General features: G+C 56.2%; 13 protein-coding genes and 1 pseudogene. 5 read left to right on the forward strand and 9 right to left on the reverse strand.

Annotated features, from left to right (window positions below; genetic code table 11):
* Positions 1 to 29 precede the first annotated feature (29 nt).
* The 3 genes from gshA to AOA60_RS10700 form a co-directional block, all read right to left on the reverse strand.
* Complete coding sequence (gshA, locus tag AOA60_RS10690) at positions 30 to 1613, reverse strand: glutamate--cysteine ligase (RefSeq protein ID WP_099584400.1); 1584 nt, start codon at positions 1611 to 1613, stop codon at positions 30 to 32.
* A 215-nt stretch (positions 1614 to 1828) separates the two neighbouring features.
* Positions 1829 to 2212, reverse strand: a complete 384-nt coding sequence (locus tag AOA60_RS10695) for a PaaI family thioesterase (protein ID WP_099584401.1) — start codon at positions 2210 to 2212, stop codon at positions 1829 to 1831.
* Positions 2212 to 4548 (reverse strand): Tex family protein, encoded by a 2337-nt coding sequence (locus AOA60_RS10700; protein ID WP_099584402.1) that lies wholly within the window; start codon positions 4546 to 4548, stop codon positions 2212 to 2214. Before AOA60_RS10700 ends, AOA60_RS10695 begins: the two co-directional genes overlap by 1 nt.
* Positions 4549 to 4905: 357 nt before the next feature.
* Here AOA60_RS10700 and ompR point away from each other — a divergent pair, with 357 nt between their 5' ends.
* Both ompR and AOA60_RS10710 read left to right on the forward strand, forming a co-directional pair.
* Positions 4906 to 5646, forward strand: a complete 741-nt coding sequence (gene ompR, locus AOA60_RS10705) for a two-component system response regulator OmpR (protein WP_099584403.1) — start codon at positions 4906 to 4908, stop codon at positions 5644 to 5646.
* Positions 5647 to 5762: 116 nt separating this feature from the next.
* Complete coding sequence (locus tag AOA60_RS10710; RefSeq protein ID WP_099584404.1) at positions 5763 to 7076, forward strand: ATP-binding protein; 1314 nt, start codon at positions 5763 to 5765, stop codon at positions 7074 to 7076.
* 122 nt (positions 7077 to 7198) lie between these two features.
* Here the strand turns inward: AOA60_RS10710 and rimK are convergent, their stop codons facing one another.
* From rimK to AOA60_RS10725, 3 genes are read right to left on the reverse strand one after another with little or no spacing between them, the layout of a single operon-like run.
* Complete coding sequence (gene rimK, locus AOA60_RS10715; RefSeq protein ID WP_003171022.1) at positions 7199 to 8104, reverse strand: 30S ribosomal protein S6--L-glutamate ligase; 906 nt, start codon at positions 8102 to 8104, stop codon at positions 7199 to 7201.
* Entirely contained in the window at positions 8101 to 8565 is a 465-nt protein-coding gene (locus tag AOA60_RS10720) for an ATP-dependent zinc protease (RefSeq protein ID WP_177411590.1), read from the reverse strand. Before AOA60_RS10720 ends, rimK begins: the two co-directional genes overlap by 4 nt.
* Before the next feature lie 31 nt (positions 8566 to 8596).
* On the reverse strand, positions 8597 to 9376 hold the full coding sequence (locus AOA60_RS10725) for an EAL domain-containing protein (protein ID WP_099584406.1): 780 nt from the start codon (positions 9374 to 9376) through the stop codon (positions 8597 to 8599).
* A gap of 116 nt (positions 9377 to 9492) precedes the next feature.
* Between AOA60_RS10725 and AOA60_RS10730 the strand changes: the two genes are divergently transcribed.
* Complete coding sequence (locus AOA60_RS10730; protein ID WP_003236026.1) at positions 9493 to 9900, forward strand: RNA-binding S4 domain-containing protein; 408 nt, start codon at positions 9493 to 9495, stop codon at positions 9898 to 9900.
* A gap of 70 nt (positions 9901 to 9970) precedes the next feature.
* Here the strand turns inward: AOA60_RS10730 and AOA60_RS33855 are convergent.
* Positions 9971 to 10108: pseudogene (locus AOA60_RS33855) on the reverse strand (phosphoesterase); the annotation flags it as partial.
* 167 nt (positions 10109 to 10275) lie between these two features.
* Here AOA60_RS33855 and hslO point away from each other — a divergent pair.
* Both hslO and AOA60_RS10745 read left to right on the forward strand, forming a co-directional pair.
* A complete protein-coding gene (hslO, locus tag AOA60_RS10740; RefSeq protein WP_099584407.1) occupies positions 10276 to 11178 on the forward strand; it encodes an Hsp33 family molecular chaperone HslO in 903 nt (300 codons plus the stop codon).
* Positions 11179 to 11357: 179 nt separating this feature from the next.
* Positions 11358 to 12899 (forward strand): phosphoenolpyruvate carboxykinase, encoded by a 1542-nt coding sequence (locus tag AOA60_RS10745; protein WP_099584408.1) that lies wholly within the window; start codon positions 11358 to 11360, stop codon positions 12897 to 12899.
* Positions 12900 to 12945: 46 nt separating this feature from the next.
* On the opposite strand, the gene AOA60_RS32235 is transcribed toward AOA60_RS10745, so the two are convergent.
* Together AOA60_RS32235 and AOA60_RS10755 are read right to left on the reverse strand one after the other, a co-directional pair.
* Positions 12946 to 15546, reverse strand: coding sequence for an AAA family ATPase (locus AOA60_RS32235; RefSeq protein WP_143522419.1), 2601 nt, complete (start codon positions 15544 to 15546; stop codon positions 12946 to 12948).
* A 418-nt stretch (positions 15547 to 15964) separates the two neighbouring features.
* Positions 15965 to 16816: a DMT family transporter gene (locus tag AOA60_RS10755; RefSeq protein WP_099584410.1), complete on the reverse strand. Its 852-nt coding sequence runs from the start codon at positions 16814 to 16816 to the stop codon at positions 15965 to 15967.
* Between the last annotated feature and the right edge of the window lie 145 nt (positions 16817 to 16961).

Raw genomic sequence — 16961 nt, forward strand, 5'->3', positions numbered from 1 at the left:
CCCACATGTCGAGCCAGATTCGGCTTCAGTCAGTTGCTGATGGCCAGGATGCTCGCCTGGTACGACCCGACAAACACATCAAAATCGCCCACTTCGTTCTGCTCCAGCTCCGCCTGCTGTGCCAGCGATTTACGCGCCAGTTCTTCAAACCGCGTCTGTTCCTCGGCAGCCAGTGGCTCCTGGCGGAAATACTCGGCATGCAGCTGGCTCTGGTGCAGGGAGAACTGCGCAAAAGTCTCTTTGCGCTCAGCCATCGCTGCCAGTACCTGGGCCGACGGCGTCAACGCCGGGTCGTTGATTTTCGCCAGTTGGGCGTCCAGCGCCTGGCTGTGCTCGCTGATACCGTGGCTCTGATCGAGCAGGGCGGCCAGCGGTGCAATCTTCTCCAACAGTTCGGTGGCCCATTCCTTCATGTCCACCGGCGCGCCGTCGCGCTGCAATTGCAGGCCTGGACGGCGACCTTCCTTGACCACGCTGAGGAAGTTGGCGGTGGCATTGCCGCACGCAGTGTTGGCGAACAACGGGCTGTCGTTCAGCGCGCAGTACAGCAGGAATGCGTCGAGGAAACGCGACTCCGGCAGATCGATGCCCATCGGCAGGAACGGGTTGATGTCCAGGCAGCGCACTTCGATGTACTGGATGCCACGGGCCACCAGCGCCTGGATCGGCCGTTCGCCGGTGTAGGTCACGCGCTTGGGGCGGATGTTGGAGTAGTACTCGTTTTCGATCTGCAGGATGTTGGTGTTGAGCTGCACCCACTCACCGTCCTTGTGCGTGCCGATTTCGACGTATGGCGCGTAGGGCGTTGCCACCGCTTCACGCAGGCTGTCGGTGTAGCTCGCCAAGTCGTTGTAGCACGGCGTAAGCCCGGCTTGGGCGTTGCTCTGGTAACCCAGGTCGCTCATGCGCAGGCTGGTGGCGTAGGGCAGGTACAGGGTGTCGGCGTCGAGCACTTCCAACTGGTGCGAGCGACCGCGCAGGAAACCTGCGTCCAGGGCCGGCGAGGCACCGAACAGGTACATCAGCAGCCAGCTGTAACGGCGGAAATTGCGGATCAGCGCGATATAGGCCGTGGACTGGTAGTCGCGGTCGGTGCCGACGAATCCTTCAGTCTCCTTGAGCAACGGCCACAACTGTTCCGGCAGGGAAAAGTTGTAGTGGATGCCGGCGATGCACTGCATGGTCTTGCCGTACCGCAGGGCCAGGCCCTTTCGGTACACGTACTTGAGCTGTCCGATATTGGAGGTGCCGTAGTAGGCAATCGGAATATCTTCCTCGGCCGGCAACGGGCACGGCATCGAAGGGCTCCACAGGTATTCGCTGCCCAGCTTGGTGTAGGCAAATCGGTGGATCTTGTCCAGGTTGCTCAGGGTGTCGGCCGGGTTGGGCAGGGCTGGGGTGATGAACTCCAGCAGCGATTCCGAGTAGTCGGTGGTGATCAATTCATTGGTCAACGCGGCGCCCAGGGCTTCCGGGTGCGGCGTTTGCGCCAGGCGACCTTCACCGGTGACACGTAGGCATTCACGCTCGATGCCATGCAGGCACTGCTCTAGCAGGGAGAGGTGTTCGCGCTTGCCGAGCAGAGCCAGGCGGCGGTTGAGAAGTTCGCTCAAGTTGGATTCCTTCACGCGTCAGTCGCCCCAATATGGGGGTGGGCAGGACGGTCTACAAGGGTGAAGTTAAAACTGGCGTGATCGCCTGGTTTTGAGTCTATTTGACCCGCGGTAAATAAAGCCTACTTCACTCCATGAATTGGGCCATAGCGCAGCGGGAAAATTCCGACGCCGTTATCGCAGCGCCGAAATTAACTCAAATCGAGGGTGGGGAGCTATAGGACAGCGAAGGTGCCCTGTGCTTTTGCGACAAGTCTTTCGTCCTGATACACATCGGCTTCGACCACCAACGTGCGCCGGCCGGCGTGAATCACCCGGCCGGTGCACAGCACATCCCCGTCTTCCACGGCGCGGATGTAGTTGATCTTGCACTCGATGGTCGCGCTCTGCTGGTCAAAACCATGGCTGCTGGAACAGGCCAGGCCCATGGTGATGTCCACCAGGCTGAAAATCGCCCCGCCATGGAGCTTGCCCGCACGGTTGCGCAAGTGCGGCTCCAGGGTCAGGGCCACCTGTGCAACGCCTTCTTCAAGGTGTTGCAGGCGGCAGCCGATCAGTTCGCTGAACGCGCTCTGAGTCAAACCGGCCGGGATTTCCATCAGCGTTTCTTCAACTGCTTGGCGTTGGCGAACAGCGAGGCCATGGCGTTGTTGCTTGGCGCTGCAGTTGCGGTTTCCTTGCGCGGTTGACTGCTTTCGGAGCGGTTCTGCGACTGGCGCGGTGCCGAGCCTGGGCGTGCGCCACGGGCGCCGTCGATTTTCTCGCCGGGGGTGTCGCTCATGCGCATCGACAGGCCGACGCGTTTGCGTGGAATGTCGACTTCCATGACTTTGACCTTGACCACATCACCGGCTTTCACCGCTTCGCGTGGGTCCTTGATGAATTTCTCCGAAAGCGCGGAGATATGCACCAAACCGTCCTGATGCACGCCGATATCCACAAAAGCGCCGAAGTTGGTCACGTTGGTCACGACACCTTCGAGGATCATGCCCAGTTGCAGGTCCTTGAGGTCTTCCACGCCCTCCTGGAACTCCGCGGTCTTGAACTCCGGGCGGGGGTCGCGGCCGGGTTTTTCCAGTTCTTGCAGGATGTCGGTGATGGTCGGTACGCCGAAGGTTTCGTCAGTGTACTTCTTGGGGTCCAGGCGCTTGAGGAATGCGGCGTCGCCAATCAGCGAGCGGATGTCGCGGTCGGTTTCGGCGGCAATGCGTTGGACCAGTGGATACGCTTCCGGGTGAACGGCCGACGAATCCAGCGGATTGTCACCGTTCATTACGCGTAGGAAACCAGCGGCTTGTTCGAAGGTTTTCTCACCTAGGCGTGCGACCTTTTTCAGCGCGGCGCGGGTTTTGAACGCTCCGTTCTCGTCACGGTGAGTGACGATATTCTGCGCCAGGGTGGTGTTCAGGCCGGAAATACGTGCCAACAGCGCGACCGAGGCAGTGTTTACATCCACGCCGACCTTGTTTACGCAGTCTTCCACCACCGCATCCAGGCCACGCGCCAGTTTCAGCTGTGACACATCGTGCTGGTACTGGCCGACACCGATGGATTTAGGGTCGATTTTCACCAGCTCGGCCAGTGGATCCTGCAGGCGGCGGGCAATGGACACGGCGCCACGGATCGACACGTCGAGGTCCGGGAATTCCTTGGACGCCAGCTCCGACGCCGAGTACACCGAAGCCCCTGCCTCCGAGACCATGACCTTGGTCATCTTCATGGCTGGGTATTTTTTGATCAGCTCGGCGGCCAGCTTGTCGGTTTCACGGCTGGCGGTGCCGTTGCCGATGGCGATCAGGTCCACCGCGTGCTTGGCGCACAGGGCGGCGAGGATCGCGAGCGTCTGGTCCCACTTGTTATGCGGCACGTGCGGGTAAACCGTGGCGTGATCCAGCAGCTTGCCGGTGGCGTCGACCACCGCGACCTTGCAGCCGGTGCGCAGGCCAGGGTCAAGGCCCAGGGTGGCGCGCGGGCCGGCCGGGGCGGCCAGCAGCAGGTCGTGCAGGTTGTGGGCGAACACGTTGATGGCTTCGGTTTCGGCGCCATCACGCAATTCGCCCAGCAGGTCGGTTTCCAGGTGGGTGTAGAGCTTGACCTTCCAGGTCCAGCGCACCACTTCGCCGAGCCACTTATCCGCAGGACGATTCTGGTTCTGGATGCCGAATTGTTGACCGATCATGCCTTCGCACGGGTGCATGCTGCCCGGCAGCTCGTCGCCGACTTTGAGCGCGGAGCTGAGAATGCCCTCGTTGCGGCCACGGAAAATCGCCAGGGCACGGTGGGACGGCATGCTCTTGAGCGGCTCATCGTGTTCGAAGTAATCGCGGAACTTGGCGCCTTCTTCCTCTTTGCCGGCGATGACGCGAGCACTGAGGGTGGCTTCCTGCTTGAGGTACGTACGCAGTTTTTCCAGGAGGCTGGCGTTTTCGGCGAAGCGCTCCATGAGGATGTACTTGGCGCCTTCGAGGGCGGCCTTGACGTCGGCGACGCCTTTTTCGGCATCGATAAAGCGAGCAGCTTCGGTGTCCGGGGTGAGCGACGGGTCGTTGAACAGGCCGTCGGCCAGCTCGCCCAGGCCGGCTTCGAGGGCGATCTGGCCCTTGGTACGACGCTTTTGTTTGTAGGGCAGGTAGAGGTCTTCAAGGCGGGTCTTGGTGTCGGCGAGCTTGATGTCGCGCTCAAGCTGTGGGGTCAGCTTGCCCTGTTCCTCGATGCTGGCGAGGATACTGATACGCCGTTCGTCGAGTTCCCGCAGGTAGCGCAGGCGCTCTTCCAGGTGACGCAGTTGGATGTCGTCGAGGCTGCCGGTCACTTCTTTTCGGTAACGGGCGATGAAGGGCACCGTGGAGCCTTCGTCCAGTAGAGCGACGGCCGCTTCGACCTGTTGGGGGCGTACACCGAGTTCTTCGGCGATGCGGCTGTTGATGCTGTCCATAAATCCACCTGAAATTCTTAGAAGCAGCTCGCAGGCCCGGAAAACAAGGCCTTGCGCGGCTGGTTGAGCGGCCTGACGGGCGCCGCTGCCTGGGTCAAGAGGCTGCCTATTGACCCTCGAAATCGAAAAAATCACCGCAAGCGGGTAAAAAAAGCCCCGGCAGTAAACGGTAACGATCTGACATTGCCCTGCACGGAGGCGCCGCATTATAACCAGCGTTCTGTCCTTGAGGGCTACTGCGCCAGTGGTTGTACGGCGCGGGTTTGCTGGCAGTCGAGGAAAAATCTGCTAACAATGCACACGGTGCGTATAACGGCAGCTAGGCCATAATGCGCGCCGAGATAAGAGGAGCATCCAATGAGCAGCACTGCACAAACTGCTGAAGGCGAAAAAATTCTCATCGTAGATGACGATCCGGGGCTGAGCAGCCTGCTGGAGCGATTCTTCAATTCCAAGGGCTACCGTGCCCGCGCGGTGCCAAACACCGAGCAGATGGATCGCCTGCTGGGGCGCGAAGTCTTCAATCTGGTCGTACTCGACCTGATGCTGCCTGGCGAAGACGGTCTGACCGCTTGCAAGCGCCTGCGCGGCGTGAACAATCAGATTCCAATCATCATGCTCACTGCCAAGGGCGATGAGCTGAGCCGCATCAAGGGCCTCGAACTGGGCGCCGATGACTACCTGGCCAAACCCTTCAACCCGGATGAGTTGATGGCGCGGGTCAAGGCCGTATTGCGCCGTCAGGCACTGCCAGTACCGGGCGCGCCGGGCAGCGAAGATGAAAGCGTTACCTTTGGCGACTACGAACTGTCGCTGGCCACCCGCGAGCTCAAGCGTGGCGACGAAGTGCACATGCTCACCACTGGCGAATTCGCAGTGCTCAAGGCCCTGGTGATGAACGCGCGTCAGCCGCTGACCCGCGACAAGCTGATGAACCTGGCCCGTGGTCGGGAGTGGGACGCCCTGGAGCGCTCCATCGACGTGCAGATTTCCCGTCTGCGCCGGATGATCGAGCCGGACCCGTCCAAACCACGGTACATCCAGACGGTTTGGGGTGTGGGCTATGTGTTCGTGCCGGATGGCACCGCCACCAAGTGATCGATGATTTGCACGGCGGGCATTCTGGCGTTTGACTCCGTGAGGGTCGACGGGATGCCCGGCGTCTGCAATTCTGCGAGCGCCGTTCGTTCCTGCAAGGTGTCCAGCTGTCATCTATGAAAACCCCGCTGTGGTTCCCACAAAGTTTCTTTTCCCGCACCCTTTGGCTGGTGCTGATCGTCGTTCTGTTTTCCAAGGCACTTACGCTGGTTTATCTGTTGATGAACGAAGATGTGCTGGTGGATCGACAGTACAGCCACGGTGTCGCCCTGACGCTGCGCGCCTACTGGGCCGCTGATCCCGAGAACCGCGAGAAGATCGCCAAGGCCGCCACCCTGGTGCGCGTGGCGGGCGCGGGTGTGCCCGAGGGCGAGCAGCATTGGCCCTATAGCGAGATTTACCAGCGCCAAATGCAGGCCGAACTGGGTGAAGACACCGAGGTCCGTCTGCGTATGCATGTGTCTCCGGCATTGTGGGTGCGTGCGCCGAGCCTGGGTGAGGACTGGCTGAAAGTGCCGCTATACCCCCATCCGTTGCGGGGGCAGAAGATCTGGAACGTGCTGGGCTGGTTCCTGGCGATCGGGTTGCTTTCAACGGCATCCGCGTGGATTTTCGTTCGCCAGCTCAACCAGCCCCTTAAACGGCTGGTGTTTGCCGCCCGGCAATTGGGCCAGGGGCGTAGCGTCCGTCTGCCGGTAAGTGATACGCCCAGTGAAATGACCGAAGTGTACGGCGCGTTCAACCAGATGGCGGAGGACGTCGAACAGGCCGGACGCGAACGTGAGTTGATGCTGGCCGGCGTGTCTCACGACCTGCGCACGCCGCTGACGCGATTGCGATTGTCCCTGGAATTGATGGGCAACCATACCGACTTGACCGACGACATGGTCCGTGACATCGAGGACATGGATGCGATTCTCGACCAGTTCCTTGCGTTTATCCGCGATGGCCGCGACGAGGTGGTTGAGGAAGTCGATTTGACGGATCTGGTGCGCGAAGTGGTCGCACCCTACAACCAGAACGGCGAACAGGTGCGCATGCGCCTTGAGCCGATCCAGCCGTTTGCGTTGCGACGTGTGTCGATGAAGCGTCTGCTGAACAACTTGATCGGCAACGCCTTGCATCACGCGGGTTCGGACGTGGAAGTGGCTGCGTACGTATCGGGCGACAGTGCCGCGCCCTATGTGGTGCTGAGTGTGATGGACCGCGGAACAGGGATCGATCCGGCGGAGCTGGAAGGTATTTTCAACCCGTTTACCCGTGGGGACCGCGCCCGTGGAGGCAAGGGCACTGGGTTGGGGCTGGCGATAGTGCGGCGGATTGCCTCGATGCATGGCGGCAATGTTGAGTTGCGTAACCGCGAAGGCGGCGGCCTTGAGGCGCGGGTGCGTTTGCCGCTTGGTTTGATGCTACCCAGAGACGCGGTTTAGCAAACAACGCAGATCAAAATGTGGGAGGGTGCTTGCCCTAATGCCAGTCCGCTAACACTGTGCCTGTGGCGGGGGAGCGAGCTTCCTCGCCACAGTTTTTTTACCCTTACGGCTTCAAGCCCCTAGCCCTTGCCCTTGGTCCTGGTCATATTCGGCCCACCATTTTTCTCCAGGTGCTGAATGATGATTCCCGCCACATCCTTGCCGGTGGTGGTCTCGATCCCTTCCAGCCCCGGCGACGAATTCACCTCCATCACCAGCGGCCCATGGTTTGACCGCAGGATATCCACACCCGCCACGGCCAAGCCCATCACCTTGGCCGCCCGCAATGCGGTCATGCGCTCTTCTGGGGTGATCTTGATCAGGCTGGCACTGCCGCCACGGTGCAGGTTGGAGCGAAACTCTCCAGGCTTGGCCTGGCGCTTCATTGCCGCAATGACCTTGTCGCCCACCACGAAGCAGCGGATATCCGCACCACCGGCTTCCTTGATGTATTCCTGAACCATGATGTTCTGCTTGAGGCCCATGAACGCCTCGATCACCGACTCGGCTGCCGTTGCGGTTTCACACAACACCACGCCGATGCCCTGGGTGCCTTCCAGTACCTTGATCACCAACGGCGCGCCGTTGACCATCTCGATCAGGTCCGGGATGTCATCGGGGGAGTGGGCAAACCCGGTGACTGGCAGGCCGATGCCTCGGCGGGACAGTAGTTGCAGCGAACGCAGTTTGTCTCGCGAGCGCGCAATGGCCACGGATTCGTTCAAGGGGAACACCCCCATCATCTCGAACTGGCGCAACACCGCGCAGCCATAGAACGTCACCGAAGCACCGATACGCGGGATGACGGCATCAAAGCCTTCCAGCGGTTTGCCGCGGTAATGGATCTGCGGCTTGTGGCTGGCGATGTTCATGTAGGCACGCAACGTGTCGATCACCACCATTTCGTGGCCACGTTCGGTGCCGGCCTCGACCAGGCGGCGGGTGGAATACAGACGCGGGTTTCGCGACAGCACAGCAATCTTCATGCAGCACCTGGGGCAGAAATAGTAGAGACCGGGAACACCGGCTTGTCTTGAACGTACTTGATGCCTGGGTTGACGACCAATTGGCCGTCAATCAGCGCCTTGGATCCCAGCAGCAAGCGGTAACGCATGGCCTTGCGGCAGGCCAGGGTGAATTCCACCCTCCATACCCGATCACCCAACGCCAGTGTGGTGCTGATCACATAGCGCACCTGCGCGTGACCGTTGGAGCTCTTGATGGTTTTCATCGTCACCAGAGGCGCTTCACAGCGGCGGTGGCGCAGTTGCACAACAGTGCCCAGGTGCGCGGTAAAGCGCACCCACTGCTCACCGTCACGCTCAAAGGGCTCGATATCGGTGGCATGCAGGCTTGAGGTGCTGGCACCGGTGTCGATCTTTGCGCGCAGGCCTGCCACTCCCAAGTCGGGAAGTGCCACCCACTCACGCAGACCCACAACGGTCAAATGGTCAAATGTCTTCAAAATGAGTAACCGATCAATTCGCCCAGGCTTTCGGTGAAACCTCGGCCATTGCTTTGAATGCAGGCTTGGCGAACCAATAGCCTTGCATCAGAAATATTCCACAGTCAGACAGAAAGTCGCGTTCGCCGGCACTTTCGATGCCTTCGGCGATGACAGTAACGCTCAACTGCTCACAGATTGTGACAATCCCCTTGACGATCACCTGACGGACACGATCCTGGTCGACGTCGCGGATTAGCGCCATGTCGAGTTTGATAAAGTCAGGTTGGAAATCAGCCAGCAGATTCAGCCCCGAATAGCCCGCGCCGAAGTCGTCGATGGCGGTCTTGAAGCCGAACTCGCGGTATTCACGCAGAATATTCGTCAAATGGCGATAGTTATCTACATGCTCGCTTTCGAGCGTCTCGAAAATCAGTTTGTTCAGCGGGAAATTGTGCGCGCGAGCCGCCTCCAGGGTGCTGCGGATGCACAACTCCGGACGGTACACGGCGTTGGGCATGAAGTTGATGGATAGGTGGGTTTGCATCCCCAGGGCGGCGGCACCGGCAATCGCCTGGGTGCGGCAGCGCTGGTCGAAGCGGTAGCGGTTGCTTTCGTTGACTTGGTCCAGCACCGACAACGCCCCTTCGCCTTGTGGACCGCGCACCAAGGCTTCGTGGGCAAAAATCGAATGATCCCGAAGGTCTACGATTGGCTGGTAGGCGAAAGCAAAATCGAAACCCAAAGGTTCGTTTTGCTGGCAGCCTACGCAACGCTGGTCAGGCGAGGTGAGTGAAGTGGGAAAGTCGGTCACGGCGTATCCTCGCGAAAACAGAATGCTATCTGGCGTATCTTAGGTGAGCCTTGGGGTTTATGCGTCGAAGGGTTTCAACGGTAAAGTTGCGACATTTTTCAGAGCGAGGAATTCAAGTGGCTCAAAAGCAGGAAGAGGAAGAAAAGGTCCGTCTGGACAAGTGGCTGTGGGCGGCGCGTTTCTATAAAACCCGTGCCCTGGCCAAGGCCGCCATCGAGAGCGGCAAGGTGCACCATCGCGGCGAGCGCTGCAAGCCGGGCAAGGAACCGCGTGTCGGCGATGAGTTCCAGATTCGTACCGGTTTTGATGAAAAAACCATCGTGGTCCAGGCACTTTCAATCGTGCGCCGTGGTGCGCCTGAGGCTCAGGCTCTTTACGCCGAGACTGAAGCCAGCATCGCCAAGCGCGAAAATGCTGCGGCGATGCGTAAGGCAGGGGCTTCAGGCCTGACCACCGATGGCAAGCCGAGCAAGAAGCAGCGTCGCGATCTGTTCAAGTTTCGCGGCAGTGGCAATGACGACTAACTGCGTCAATTACCAGTCAAAAGCAGATCCCGTGGGGGAGGTAGCGCGCTCCCAGATGTAGCCTGTGGTGCTAATGGGGTGCGCGCAGAAAACTCAAGCGCCCGATCAATGGCCATTTGGCCATCAGCCCAAACACCGGCGTCGTTGCCCGCCTCAGCATTCCCGACACCACCGCCGCAAACGGCGTGTAATAACCCCAGCCCGTCGCCGGAGCTTCCACTTGGCTTGGAACAAACCCGGATTGTTCATAAACTGTCCCTCTTCGCTCTATTCAAGCGCTCTGTTTCCAGAAGAAAGCCGCACCAAAACGGTGCTAAAGCGTTTAACGTTATAAACCTTGTAATCAATTCGTCATCAATTCAGATACCCAGACCTATGACTGATCTACCGGATACCGACTTCACCCAACGTTTCATCTTCGACGAGAGCGACGCCCGCGGCGAGATGGTTTCGTTGGAACTGAGCTATGCCGAAGTCCTCGCCAAGCACGCCTATCCGGAGCCGGTCGCGCAACTGCTTGGAGAGCTGATGGCCGCTGCGGCGTTGCTGGTGGGCACCATGAAGTTCGACGGTTTGCTGATCCTGCAAGCCCGCTCCGAAGGCCCGATCCCGCTGCTGATGATCGAGTGCTCCAGCGAGCGTGACATCCGTGGCCTGGCCCGTTACGAGGCCGACCAGATCGCTGCGGACGCGACCTTGGCTGACCTGATGCCGAACGGCGTTTTGGCGCTCACCATCGACCCGACTGTGGGCCAGCGCTACCAGGGCATCGTCGACCTCGACGGCAAAACCCTCTCGGAATGCTTCACCAACTATTTCGTGATGTCCCAGCAAGTCGGCACCAAGTTCTGGCTCAATGCCGACGGCAAGCGCGCCCGTGGCATGCTGCTGCAACAACTGCCGGCTGACCGCATCAAGGACGACGATGATCGCGCTGAAAGCTGGCGGCACACCATCGCCCTGGCCGACACCCTGAAAGCCGAAGAACTGCTGGGCCTGGACAACGAAACCATTCTGCACCGCCTGTACCACGAAGACCCTGTGCGCCTGTTTGATGCGCAAAACCTGCGCTTCCATTGCAGTTGCTCCCGCGAGCGTTCAGGTAACGCCTTGGTCAGCCTCGGCCTGGAAGATGCGCAAAACCTGGTGGTAGAACACGGCGGCAATATTGAGATTGACTGCCAGTTCTGCAACCAGCGCTATCTGTTTGATGCTGCCGATGTCGCCCAATTATTTGCCGGCGCAGGCATCGACACCCCATCCGACACCCGCCACTAAAACGTTTAAGCACAGGTAAATCACCTGAGAAATGCCGAGATAGCGCTGTTCTGACGGGAGGGCCCTACTCTTTTTGGGCTTTTCTGGCATAATCCGGCCCACTTTTTTCGCGGTAGTAGTGCGCAACTTTCTACTACAAAACGTTTGGAGCACTCGGCCATAGGCCGACGGGGAACCTCATGACGCAAGCCAATAACGCCGTATACACCGATCTGAGTGTTGACGATCTGGTCAAAGAAGCCCTGCAGCGCGGTGAAGGCGTGCTTGCCGATACTGGCGCACTGGTCGTAGAAACCGGTCACCGCACCGGTCGTTCGCCGGTTGACCGTTTCATCGTTGAAGAGCCTTCCACCCAGGACGCTATCGCCTGGGGCCCGATCAACCGCAAGTTCCCGGCCGACAAGTTCGATGCCCTGTGGGCTCGCGTCGAGGCTTTCAATAACGCGCAGGAGCACTTCGTTTCCCACGTTCACGTAGGGGCTGCCGAAGACCACTACCTGGCCGTGAAGATGACCACCCAGACTGCCTGGCAGAACCTGTTCGGTCGTTGCCTGTTCATCAACCCGGCCCAGTACAACCCGGCCGGCCGTGACGAATGGCAAGTGCTCAACGTGGCCAACTTCGAGTGCGTGCCAGAGCGTGACGGCACCAACTCCGACGGCTGCGTGATCCTCAACTTCGCACAGAAAAAAGTGCTGATCGCCGGCATGCGTTACGCCGGTGAAATGAAGAAAGCCATGTTCTCGGTGCAGAACTTCCTGCTGCCGGCTTCCGACGTACTGCCGATGCACTGCGCCGCCAACATTGGCGAAGCGGGCGACGTCACCCTGTTCTTCGGCCTGTCCGGCACCGGTAAAACCACCCTGTCGGCCGACGAAAGCCGTTACCTGATCGGTGACGACGAACACGGTTGGGGCGAAGGTGTGGTGTTCAACATCGAAGGCGGTTGCTATGCCAAGTGCATCGACCTGTCCGAGAAGAACGAGCCGGTCATCTGGAAAGCCATCAAGCACGGTGCAGTATTGGAAAACGTCGTGATCGACGACGCCAAGCACGCCGACTACGCCGACGTGAGCCTGACCCAGAACAGCCGCGCCGCGTATCCGCTGGAGCATGTTGCCAAGCGTTCCGAGAAGAACCTGGGCGGCGAGCCAAACGCAGTGATCTTCCTGACCTGCGACCTGACCGGCGTGCTGCCACCGGTGTCGATCCTCAGCGAAGAACAAGCGGCCTATCACTTCCTGTCCGGCTACACCGCACTGGTGGGTTCGACTGAAATGGGTTCGGGCAGCGGCATCAAGTCGACCTTCTCCACCTGCTTCGGCGCGCCGTTCTTCCCACGCCCGGCCGGTGAATACGCAGAGCTGCTGATCAAGCGCATCCGCGGCTTCGGCTCCAAGGTCTACCTGGTCAACACCGGCTGGACCGGCGGCGGCTATGGCGTTGGCAAGCGCTTCAACATTCCGACCACTCGCGGCGTCATCGCAGCGATCCAGAGCGGCGCGTTGATCGGTGCGCAAACCGAACACCTCGACACCATCAACCTCGACGTGCCACTGTCCGTACCGGGCGTTGAAACTGGTCTGTTGAACCCACGCAACACCTGGGCTGACAAAGCCGCTTACGACGAAGCGGCGAAGGCGCTGGCCGGTCTGTTCGTTGAGAACTTCAAGAAGTTTGAAGTGAGCGATGCGATCAAGGCTGCGGGTCCTAAGTTGTAAGACTCGTTTGTTGTGAAAAAGCCGCCTCTTGTGGGCGGCTTTTTTATTAGTTACGTTTTCTTGTTCCGGTAAGTTCTTTTTCAAAATCTTTTATTGTCTTTATATCCTTTTCAATTTCTTCGGAGGCAGGCATGGTTTCATATAGGCCAGGTGCTGTGTCATGTCCTTTGAACAGTGCGCTGCACTTCCCCATTGCTGTTTCAATAATTTGGATGTCGTCGTCACTAATGTCTTTTAAGCGTTTCAGACGGTTTGTCTGTATCGCGCGACCGAAGCGCTCTACAACTTTGTTTAGTAGCTTTTCTTCAACAAGGCGTTCCCAGGCTTCTCGTAGGTATCCGTAGAATGAGCCTGCTTGGTTGTTATAATCTATCTCACTAATTAGCTCGGTTTTTTTAAGCTCTCGAAGCATAGCATCTAGTTGAATTATTCTTTTAGAGGTTGGCAATGCATCCCATGGGAGGGAGTTTTTTACTATGCCTGAGTTTTTTAGGCTACGGTCCAAACTCGCTATCTGGATATTAGGGTTGGTCGAGGTTTCTGCCTCTTCAAGTAGGAGTTTTAAGAAAACAATTTCGTGAGTGAAAATAATGACTTGTCTGTCGAGCGACTCTTTGATTAAACGGCGAGCGATTTTCAATCGCCATTTATGGTCTAGAGAGTTTACTGGGTCATCGAAAATAACACCGGATCTGCGGTTGTCTGCTTTAAGTTCTGCCAGAATACTGGCGAGTGCCAAACATTTTTGTTCGCCTTCGCTGGCGATTTGGTGAACGCTGATTGATTTTGATTCTGCTAAAGAAATTTTGAATAGTTGTGATCCATTACTACTTCTAGTATTTGCGCTTACGCTGTAATTTCTGAACCCGAGTTCTTCTAGTTCTGTTGTAAAGTAATCTTTTAGAGAGGTGGTTAAGTAGGTTTCGCTTATTGAACTGCTGAGTTGTGTAATGGTCCTTGGGTTAGTTTGGAGTTTTATTTTTGAATACGCGTCATGTTGTTTTTTTCTTTTTATCTCTGCTTCAATGTTGGTTTTGTTATCTAGTAAGATTTTTTTCGAATTCAGTTCTCTTACTGTATTTTGTTTTGCGAGGAAAATAGTTTCTAATGCAGAATCGTCAATGATTTTTGATAGCTCAGATTGTAGAAAGTCGACGTATTCTGTAATTTCTGTATAAATGGACGAATCAAAGTTGTTGATGCTTTCTGTTATGCGCTCAATGTCTCCGTTTAAAATCGTCTCTTTTATCTCTGCGAAGTCTTTTTCAAGCTTGCTTGTTTTACTTGCGAGATTAAGTATATTTTCATTGGTTTGTGTAATCACGGACTCAAAGGGTTTGATTTCTAAAGTAATAGTCTTAATAAATGAGATTTTATCTGATAGTGCTTTGGCGGCTTTGTTTGAGTTTATCTGTGTTTGATCTTTTGCATATGCTTCGAACCGGGCGAGTCTAGCGCTTGAGCTTTCAGATATTTTTTGCAAGCATAAAGGACAGTTTTTATCTTGCTCTGGTGGGAATTTAGAGTTTTGCCCTGTTGTGATGAAAAAACTCTCAGCAGCAGTCCATAAAGATTTCCAGACGGGTGAGCCGACATTTTCTATCGGTAAGTCAGCAAAAGCATAAGTTCGAGCTAGTTCTGCTGCCTGATGCGTATGGTTTTTTTCATTATCAAGTCTCAAATAGTCTTCAAGAAAGATTTTAGAAGTGATTAGTTGTGATTTTTTTATTGCTTCTATCAGAGGTGTTATTGATTTTATCTTTAGATCTATTGTTTTTCTTAGCTCTGCTGCTGTCTTGGATTTAAGGTTTAGTAGCTCCGTTTTTAAGGACTCAAGATCAAGTAGCTCTTGTGCTGTTATACAAGCTGAGTCAAGCTGGGCTGATGTTGTTTTGTGAGAAAGGCTGTTGATGAATTTGCTGGAACCTGTGTTTTCTTCAGTAGTAGGTAGAGGGAGTGGTTTTGATATTGCTTTTATTTTTTCATCTGCTGCATCTCTTATTTTATTATTTGCGGCTATTAATTCATCTAGTAGGTGTAATCCGGCAGGCCGGTAATCCAACTCTCCTTCTTTTTCCAAATAGTGAAATGCTGATTTTGCATCAAAAACTCGGATGGATTTTAATTCGGAGATGTCTTCGGCTTTGTAGATCCATTCTACGTGGGCGGGATCAGATTCTCCAACTTGATAGGATATGCTGGCGGAGAGCTTGCTAGGTTGTGCGAAAAAGGCATTCCCGATCACGACAGGCTTTTCGCCTCTGGTCAGGCATGCATTCTTAAGTATTTTTGATAGACTTGATTTGCCCGATCCGTTGTCTCCATAAACGACTGTTAGTCCTGTTTTGGCAAACTCTAGAATTTGATCAGTCGCTAGTGCAGAGATATTAAATGTAGGTCCTAATGATTTTAATGTTACTGGGTGTTCTTCTATGCGGAATCCAGTTGAAGATATAGGGACCGAAAAAGATTCAAAGTCTTCGAATTGCTCTGGGAAGCCAGCCTCTTTTCTTGATATCCGGTAAAGGAGTGTCTGGTCTTCGATGTTTAATTTTTGCTTTTCAATAAGCAAGCGGATTGCATGCTTCCACCAAATGGGCCTATTCGGTTCGTTAATCCAATCAACAATCTGTGCTATGGCGCTCATATTATTTTCCTTTTTAGAATGTGCACTTGCGTAGAGTTTTATGGTCCTGCAATTCAAGCTGTTAAAAGTTATTTGTGTTTGTGGTTTTTGAAGGTTGGTATGTTTTTTATATTTCGTAAGGATTTTGCAGAGAGTTCTCGATCTAAACAAAGATTTTCCGAGTGGATGTGCGTATTAGATTTTGTGTATGCTCGACTCGCATACGTAGCGGAGAAAAGCAATGCGGGGTAGTTTTGAGGCGTTAGAAATTTCCGTTTTGTAGAAAACATTTTCCATCCTTAGTCAGTTCCGTCCGACCGAGAAAACTCTGCTCTGGTCAATCTATCCAGACTAGTTCGAAATAGTGTCAATTTGCTAGCTTTACTTGTTAGTCAGACCGAGACTTTGGTCGTGCTATGAATCAGAGCGGACATTCAGTTCACGCCGATAAATGCAAAATAGCTGCTCCTATCACCACTAAAGCTACACCCAGCATTTGCACTGTCGACAACCGCTCCTTAAAAAACACAAACCCCAGAATCGCCGCAATCCCACCTGACAACGTACTGATCACCGTCACTACCGACACCGATCCCGCCATCGCTCCCCACGAAAACGCCGAAAATCCACCCAGGTTCATCAGGCTTGCCCCTGTCAGCGTGGCGCAGTTTTTCAGCGGCGGAATTTTCAAGCCGTCCTTGATCTTCAGCATCATCACCACTAGCACGCACAGCCCTACCAGGTAGCCGAGCCACAGCATGGTGATCGGCCCCAGCGCCGGCAGCGTGTAGCGACCTTGCAGCCAGAAGCTCGTGCCGTACAGCAACGCGGAAAGCATCGCGTAGGCGATGGAGCGGTTTGAGCTGTCGTGTGGGATGCCAGTGTCCTTGTGGATGCTGGAGAGGATCACGCCGATGACGCACAGGGCGATGCAGCCGAGTGGGATCAGGCTGATGTGTTCGCCGCTGGCCCAGGACAGCAGGGTGGTGACGACGCCGTAGGACGTCACCAGCGGCGCCACGATGGCGGCTTTGCCCAGGGCGAAGGCCTTGGACAGGGCAAGGGCGCCGGAGACGGTGAAAAGTGCGGCGGCAATGCCCAGCAGCCAGACGCTCATCGAGGCGGTCAGGGATTTGAAGAGCAAGGCGGGGAAGATGACCAGCAGCAAGGTCATGATCACGAAGCCGAGGGCCTGACCGAAGTACACCGCGCGCTTAACGCCAACGGCCCTGGCGTTGAGACCCACGAGGAAATCCGTACCACCCCAGAGCAGGGCGGCCAGCAGGCCCATTGTTATGTCCATGTAGGTCCTTGTTGTTTTGAGCGCGGCTTGCCAGGTTAGCGTAGATCCAATAAGGCCACCGCAGAGTGCCAGAATCAATCGAGGTGAACGTTTTGGGGCTGCTGCGCAGCCCAGCGCGGGACAAGCCCGCTCA

Source organism: Pseudomonas sp. 2822-17 (assembly GCF_002742485.1).
In the GTDB taxonomy this organism is placed as follows: Bacteria; Pseudomonadota; Gammaproteobacteria; order Pseudomonadales; family Pseudomonadaceae; genus Aquipseudomonas; species Aquipseudomonas cyclaminis.

Bases quoted from the DNA above. Each gene is read 5' to 3' on its own strand.
- AOA60_RS10695 (WP_099584401.1), bottom strand. From the start codon at position 2,212: ATGGAAATCCCGGCCGGTTTGACTCAGAGCGCGTTCAGCGAACTGATC.
- AOA60_RS10700 (WP_099584402.1), bottom strand. From the start codon at position 4,548: ATGGACAGCATCAACAGCCGCATCGCCGAAGAACTCGGTGTACGCCCC.
- ompR (WP_099584403.1), top strand. From the start codon at position 4,906: ATGAGCAGCACTGCACAAACTGCTGAAGGCGAAAAAATTCTCATCGTA.
- AOA60_RS10710 (WP_099584404.1), top strand. From the start codon at position 5,763: ATGAAAACCCCGCTGTGGTTCCCACAAAGTTTCTTTTCCCGCACCCTT.
- rimK (WP_003171022.1), bottom strand. From the start codon at position 8,104: ATGAAGATTGCTGTGCTGTCGCGAAACCCGCGTCTGTATTCCACCCGC.
- hslO (WP_099584407.1), top strand. From the start codon at position 10,276: ATGACTGATCTACCGGATACCGACTTCACCCAACGTTTCATCTTCGAC.
- AOA60_RS10745 (WP_099584408.1), top strand. From the start codon at position 11,358: ATGACGCAAGCCAATAACGCCGTATACACCGATCTGAGTGTTGACGAT.
- AOA60_RS32235 (WP_143522419.1), bottom strand. From the start codon at position 15,546: ATGAGCGCCATAGCACAGATTGTTGATTGGATTAACGAACCGAATAGG.
- AOA60_RS10755 (WP_099584410.1), bottom strand. From the start codon at position 16,816: ATGGGCCTGCTGGCCGCCCTGCTCTGGGGTGGTACGGATTTCCTCGTG.